This window comes from Hydrogenophaga sp. (assembly GCF_041633695.1).
Taxonomy (GTDB): domain Bacteria; phylum Pseudomonadota; class Gammaproteobacteria; order Burkholderiales; family Burkholderiaceae_C; genus Hydrogenophaga.
Map to the genome: position 1 here is coordinate 1 of NZ_JBFJMY010000208.1, position 7,119 is coordinate 7,119.

The following is a 7,119-nucleotide window of genomic DNA, read 5'->3' on the forward strand; positions in this document are numbered from 1 at the left end:
CAGTGGCCAGCAAGGGCACACCGCAGTGCTTGCGCGCGCTCCAGGCCGTCACCAGGGCATTGACCAGGGCGGCGAACAAACGCGCCCAGACCAGACCCTTGAAGCTCAGGTGCGGCACCAACAACGCCGCCGCCCCCATAAACGCAACGAACTCCACCCAGAGCACCACGCTCTGGCTGCGGGTATGGCCACGCAGGATCAACAAGGTATTGAGCGGGCTCATGGCGCATTGCGTGCAAGCCACCAGCGCGAACAGCGCCACAAACCGGGCCGACTCCGTCCATTGCGGCCCCAGAATCAGCTCGGTCAGCGGCACCGCAATCGCGGCCACGCCAAAGCCCATGGGCAAGGTGATGCTGTTGACGGCGGCCAGTGTTTTCAGCACCGCCGCATTGGTGCGTTGCACATCGTCCTGGATGCTGGAGAGCACCGGCAGAAAAGCCCGCAACATCGCCGGCCCGAGCTCGCCGATGGGCAGGCGCCCCAGGTCGGAGCCCACGTTGTACAAGCCGAAATCCCCGGCCGTGCCCAGGCGGGCCGCAATGAGTTCGTCGCTCTTGCGCAGCAGGTACGAGCCGATGCCCGCCAGCATCAACCATTTGGTGACGGCCCAGATTTCGCCGATCTTGCTGGTGTTCCAGTGCGGCCGGTAAGGATGCAGCACATAGCTCATGACCAGATTGCTGATGTAGCCGGTGCTGATGCCGATGACCAGCGCCCGGTAGTCGCGCAGCAGATAGCCCGACACGATGGTGGCCAGCACGCTTAGCGTCTTGGACACCACCTGCAAACGGAATTCGATGTGGAAGCGAAAGTCCCTCTGCGCCAGCGTCATGCCGACGTTGGACATACCGGTGAGCGCCACGCACACGGCCAGGGTCCACAAAATGGTCTGCACCCGGGGTTCCTCGAAGTACCCGGCGGCCAGCGGAGAAATGCACAGCAGGATCAGTCCGACCGCCAGGCTCTCCAGCATTTTCAAAGTCCAGGCCGAATCGATTTCGTCCTTGCTGACCTCGCCTTTGCGCAACAAGGCGGTGGAAGCGTCGAAATCCATCATGGCCTGGATCAAGCCCACCACCAGCATGGCCATGGCCACCATGCCGTAGTCGGCCGGCATCAGCAGGCGGGCCATGATCACCGTGTTCAGAAAACCGATGCCCTTGATCGCCCAACGGGTGCCCACGGTCCAGAAGGCGCCCCGTATCAGGTTGCGCTTGGGGGTGGCTCGGGGTTTGGGCGGCATCTGCTGGGGGTTGCCTGGGGGCGCTGGCGGCCCGTGCAAAGGGCCAACAGGCAACTCCATGGGCAGGGTACTGGCAGATCCGGTGTGGCGCATGTTCAAACCTGTTCACCTTGACCATGCGGCTGTTGCAGGAAGATCGATTGATACCGTTGAACCATGACGTCGATATTAAAGTGGGCCAAAGCCTGTTCGCGTGCCGAGTGGCCCAGCGCTTCACCCAGCCCCGGCTCGGCGTAGCAGCGCCAGATGGCTTGGGCCATTTCTTGCGCCTCGTCGGGTGGCACCAGCAAGCCCGAGCGGCCGTGGTGCACCAGTTCCGGCGTCCCGCCCACGGCGGTGGCCACCACCGGCAAACCGCAAGCCATGGCCTCTTGCAAGGTGCAAGAAGTGCCTTCGGCCTGGGACGGCAGCACAAAGCAGCGCAGCAAAGCCATGATGGCCGCCACATCGTCGCGCGCGCCGGCCAGCCAGGCCAGGTGCGCCAGACCCGCTTGCTGCAGCACGGCTTCGACCTCGCCACGCAGCGGGCCCTCGCCCACCAGCACCAGGCGCGCACGCGCAGCCAGTTCGGGGTGGTCCTGCAGCAATTGCACAAATGCACGCGCCAGCAAGGGCTGGTTCTTCACCGTCTGCAGCCGCCCGACCGTGCCCACCATCCAGTGTTGCTGCGGATCAAACGGACAGCCCGGCACCAAGGCGGGCGGCCCTTCTGCCGGGGCGAACACGCGGGTGTCCACGCCGTTGGCGATCCAGCTGTGCCGCTCGGGTGCCAGCTTCACCGCCTCGCCCAGGTAGCGGTCGATGTCTTGCGAGACCGCCACGAAGTGGCTCACAAACGGCTTGTAAAACCGGCGCAGACGACGGTAGCGCGGGTTCGCGCCTTGTGGGTCGTGTGCGTCCCAACCGTGTTCGGCATGCACCCGCAGCGGCACCCGGGCCAGCCAGGACAGGGGCGCGATCTCCAGTGCCGCCAGATTGCAGCTGTGCACCACATCGGGCCGCAGCTGGCGCAGCAGGCGGTAGATGCGCGGGTACAGGGGAATGGCATGGCCCGGCGCCTTTTTCAGTTCGATGAACTGCACACCGGGCACCTGGATACGCTCCTTGAACGCGCTGATGGTGGTGAGCGACAACACCACGTGTTCGAAGCGATCGGTGGGCAGCCGGTTGATCAATTGCACGATCACGTTCTCCAGCCCACCGATAGCAAAACTGTAGACCACGTGAACGATGCGCAGGCGGCGCATCTGTGGGCTCATGCCGGCGCCCTCTCACCCAGCCGCAGGAACGCATCGAACATGATGAGCATCCAAAGCGCGGTGGCGTGGTCAAACGAGCCCGCCAAATGCTGGTCCACCAGGCGCTGCAAGCTCGCCTGCCGAAAAAATCCCGAAGCCAGCATGCGCTCGCTCAGCACCGACTCGCGCATGCGCTGGGCCAGCGGTCCACGCAGCCAGGCCGCCAGTGGCACCGAAAAGCCCATCTTGGGCCGGTACAGGACTTCGTGTGGCAGCAAGGGCTCGAACGCCTTCTTGAAGATGTATTTGCCCTCGCCACCGCGTATCTTGAAATCGCTGGGCAGGGTGGCCAGCCATTCCACGAGCTCGTGGTCCATCAAAGGCTCACGCACCTCCAGCGAATGGGCCATGCTGGCGCGGTCCACCTTGGTGTTGATGTCGCCCACCAGCCAGGTTTTGTAGTCCAGGTACTGGATCAGCGCCAGCGGGTCGTCGGTTTGCGCCTGCTCGGCGTGTTCGCGAAACACCTCCACCGCGTTGTAGCCGCCCAGGCTGCGCAGGAATTCGGGGGAAAAGAGCTGCTCGCGCTGGTCGGCGCGCAGATGCGACATGCTGTGGTGGTAGGCCTGCACCGTGTCCATGGACATGGCTTGAAACGTGGTTTTGGCGCGGAACATGCGCGGCGCCCAGTCGGCCTTGGGATACACACTGCCCAAAGCACCAAACACCGGTTGGCGCAGCCCCAGGGGCAGCCGCCCGCGCACCTGCTCTTCGCCCAGGTGCATGCGGTAACGCCGATAGCCCCCTAAGCTTTCATCGCCACCGTCGCCCGACAAGGCCACCGTCACGTGCTTGCGCGCCATCTGGCAGACGCGGTAAGTGGGCAGCGCCGAGCTGTCGGCAAAAGGCTCGTCGTACAGCCAGGCCAGGGTGTCGATCAGATCGAAATCGTCGCTCTGAACCACTTCGAGCCGGTGGTCGGTGCCGTAGCGCTGCGCCACCTGTTGCGCAAAAGCGGACTCGTTGAAATCCGGGTTGTCGAAACCGATGGCGCAAGTGCGCACCGGTGTGCTGGTCTGCCCGGCCATGGACGCCACCACGGCGCTGGAGTCCACCCCGCCCGACAAAAATGCCCCCAGCGGCACGTCGGCGATCATGCGCAGCCGCACCGAATCGCTCACCCGCTGCCGCAGCTCGGCCTCGGCATCGGGCTGCGTGATGGGGTTGTCGTTGCTGAAGCGCACGTCCCAATAGGCTTTGGTTTCGGGCAAGGCGGTCATGCCGCGCCGGATCGTCAGCGTGTGGGCCGACGGCAGCTTGTGGGCGTTTTGGTAGATGCAGCGCGGATCGGGCACGTAACCGAGCGAAAAATAGGCCTCCACCGCCAAGGGATCGATCTGGCGGTCGAAGCCGGGGCAGGCGGTGATCACCTTGAGCTCGGAGCCGAAGACAAAAGTACCGTCGGGCAAGAGCGCGTAGTGCAGCGGCTTGACGCCCAGGCGGTCGCGCGCCAGGAACAGCGTGCCCTGGTTGCGGTCCCACAGGGCGAAGGCGAACATGCCCCGGAAACGCTGCACGCAGGCCTCGCCCCAGGCCTCCCAGGCGTGCACGATGACTTCGGTGTCGCTGCGCGTCTTGAAGTGGTGGCCCAGCTGCTGCAGTTCGGGCACCAGTTCCTGGAAGTTGTAAATCTCGCCGTTGAAGACCACACACACGCTGCCGTCTTCGTTGAACAGCGGCTGCTGGCCGGTGGACAAGTCGATGATGGACAGGCGGTGGTGCCCCAGCGCCAGGCCGGGCTCCAGGTGCAGACCGGCTTCGTCCGGTCCGCGGTGGGCCTGTATGTTGTTGATGTGCTCGGCCAGACGCTGATCGAAAGCGCCCAGACCCCGGGTGTCAAACAAGCCGGAAATGCCGCACATAGTCAGTCCTGTCCGCGGGTTTGTTGCAAGGCCAGGCGCAAGACCTCGCCATGCCCGGCCAAAAAGGCTTGCAAGGTTTGCGTGGCGGCTTCCTGGGCCTGATCGGCCAGAACCTGCGGGTCCAGCGGCGTGTACACCACCACGATGGCGGCATCGTCGCCCCGCCCCTGGATGCGGGCCAGCGCTCCCAGCACTTTAGCCCAGGAGTCGCTGGACGTGAAGCGTCCATGCACCCAATAAAAGCGCCAGGCCAGCAGACGTTTGCCGGTGTGGGCCAGGCCTTGTCCGCTCTCGCGCAACACCGCCGTGTCCACCGCCAGGGGCTCTCCCGCCAGTTGCGTGTGGGCGCTGCCAGTGGAGACGCGCGCCCAACGGGGGTCGTTGTGCTTGACCAGCATGTTCTCGGAGCTGACCAGCTTGCGTTCGTAATCTTGTTGGCGGTAGTACGCGAGATGCAGGCCCACCAGATGTTGTTGTGCATCGGCATACACAGCATCGGTATCGGCCGAGGTGTGTTCAAAAGCGGGCCGCCAGTCGCTCAAGGGCATGTCGTGGCTCGACCAGCCCGCCTGTGGGGGCACCGCGGCCAGCTGCACCGCATGCGGATTGCTGCCCTGGCGCAGCACCCATTCCACGCCGTGGGGCGCCCATGCGACCACAAAGGCTGCGGCGGTCAAGGCCCATACACTGGTGCGGCCACGCGACGGACCTGAGGTCGGCAAAGCACCGGCTGTGCCCACCGGTGCCGGTGCGATCAGCATCGAGGCATCGGTCCAGCGCGCGCCAATGAACAACATGACCGAAATGATCAGACCAAAGAACAACCAGCCATAAATCAGGTGGTCCACCCCGGTGGCCAGCGCGTTCCCAGACAAATGCCCCACCATCACGATGAGATAGGCGCGCAGCCAGTTGGCCACCACCGGCACCAGCAAGGCCACGCCCATGAAGATCCAGCGCTTGCGCAAACTGCTGTAGCTCAGGTAGGCGAACAGGCAGCCCACGGTGAGCGAAGCAATCATGTAGCGGATGCCGCTGCAGGCCTCCACCACCGACCAGTTGCCCGACGGAATGACGAACTGCAGGCCTTCGCGGAACACCGGGATGCCGCTCAGGCGCAGCGCGAGCACGGTGAAATCGGCGGTCCATTCCATGAGCTGGGGCAACATGAAATCGCCCAGTGGCACCGAGAAAAACAGAAAACCCAGGGGGAACGTCAGGGCACGGGCCACGGCCCAACCCGCGACCGCGGGCACAGCCAGCACCAGCATGGCCACCAATGCCAGCTGGGTGACCGCGTTCACCGCCACCAGGTCGCCTGCCAGCCACAGCCCCGCCGCGCACAACATACCCAGCCAGGCCCAAGCCCCGGGGGCAGGCACCAAGGCCAGGACAACCGCGCGCTGGCGCCAGGCCAGCCACAGCGAGATCAAAGGTACGACAAAACCATGGGCGTAGGTATCGGAGCGGGCCCAGATCATCGCCATGCCCCAGGCGGTCCGCCCGTACAACAGCAGAATGAAGGCCATCAGCAAGACCAGCATCAGCGAGGTGTTGCGCCAGCGCGTGGACATGGGCAAACCGGTGCTCATGGCGCCGGCTCCAGAGCCGCCTCAGACGAGACGGGCACGAGGTACGGATCGATCCCGCTCAAATGTGCCTGCCAGCTGTAGGCCTGCAAGACGTATTGGCGCGCGGCAGCGCCCAAGGTTTGCCGCTGCACCGACGCAGCGAGCAGGTCTTGAACCGCCTGTTCGAAGGCGGCCTCGGACGCCGCCGCGATCAAGCCCTGCTCAGACGAAGCCCCAATGGCTTCGGCGCACGAGGGCACGGTGACCACCGGTTGCGCCATTGCCATCGCTTCCAGTATCTTGTTCTGTATACCCCGCGCCACCCGCAAGGGCGCCACCACGGCGGCGGCATGCTGGATGTAGGGCCGCACATCGGGCACCGTGCCGGTCACCACCACGTGCTCGCTGGCCAAGGCCAAAACCTGGGCCGTTGGATGGCGCCCCACGATGTAGAAGCGGGCCTGTGGCCAACGCTGGCGCAAGCGCGGCAAGATGTCGGCCACGAACCAGCTCACGCCGTCGACATTCGGCCAGTAGTCCATGGCACCGGTGAACACCACCGGCAGCTCACCGCTCGCGAACGGGTTGTCCAGCGCAGCATCGGGCGCAAAAAAATCCGCGTTCACGCCGTTGCTGACCGAACGAACCCGGTCGGCACTCTCGGGCGCGCTCGCCAGGAACAAGGCCACTTCGTTCGGCGTGACAAAAAAGGACTGCCGTGCCTGCAATGCGACCTGGCGTTCAAAAGCCAGCAAACGCTGGCCTTCGCGCCGGTACAACCAGGACATGGGCCAGCGGTGCTCGGGTGCGTATTGGCTCCACTTGGCCGAATCCACGTCCACAAAATCCACCACCATGGGCACACGCGGGAGCAGTGGCTGAGCGTACTGCGCCATGGCCGACGAGAACACCACGCTGGCATCCATGGCGTGCTCCGCCACCACACGGTCCACCCAGGCGCGCATGCCTGCGCTGCGGTAGAAGGCCAGGGTCAAGGCCTCCCCGGTCAGCAAGCCCGTCAGACTGGCGACCTTGGCCATGCGCGGGTTGATGCGCTCCACGTGCAGGTCGGGGCAGATGCCGCGCACGGTGGACAGGTGTTGTTCATCGTCCGGATCGTCGATGAAGGTGCCCAGGAAAAC

Annotated in this window: 5 protein-coding genes; all 5 read right to left on the reverse strand. The window is 64.8% G+C overall.

Annotated features, from left to right (window positions below; genetic code table 11):
- On the reverse strand, positions 1 to 1,339 hold a 1,339-nt coding region (locus ABYB95_RS13480), incomplete at its 3' end, for a lipopolysaccharide biosynthesis protein (RefSeq protein WP_372659076.1).
- A 2-nt stretch (positions 1,340 to 1,341) separates the two neighbouring features.
- Complete coding sequence (locus ABYB95_RS13485; protein ID WP_372659077.1) at positions 1,342 to 2,505, reverse strand: TIGR03088 family PEP-CTERM/XrtA system glycosyltransferase; 1,164 nt, start codon at positions 2,503 to 2,505, stop codon at positions 1,342 to 1,344.
- The gene (locus ABYB95_RS13490; RefSeq protein ID WP_372659078.1) at positions 2,502 to 4,406 is read right to left on the reverse strand and encodes an XrtA/PEP-CTERM system amidotransferase; all 1,905 of its coding nucleotides are present in this window, start codon (positions 4,404 to 4,406) and stop codon (positions 2,502 to 2,504) included. Before ABYB95_RS13490 ends, ABYB95_RS13485 begins: the two co-directional genes overlap by 4 nt.
- A 2-nt stretch (positions 4,407 to 4,408) precedes the next feature.
- Positions 4,409 to 5,998: an exosortase A gene (xrtA, locus tag ABYB95_RS13495; protein ID WP_372659079.1), complete on the reverse strand. Its 1,590-nt coding sequence runs from the start codon at positions 5,996 to 5,998 to the stop codon at positions 4,409 to 4,411.
- Positions 5,995 to 7,119 (reverse strand): TIGR03087 family PEP-CTERM/XrtA system glycosyltransferase (locus ABYB95_RS13500; protein ID WP_372659080.1); only part of this gene is annotated, 1,125 nt, incomplete at its 5' end. The genes xrtA and ABYB95_RS13500, both read right to left, overlap by 4 nt.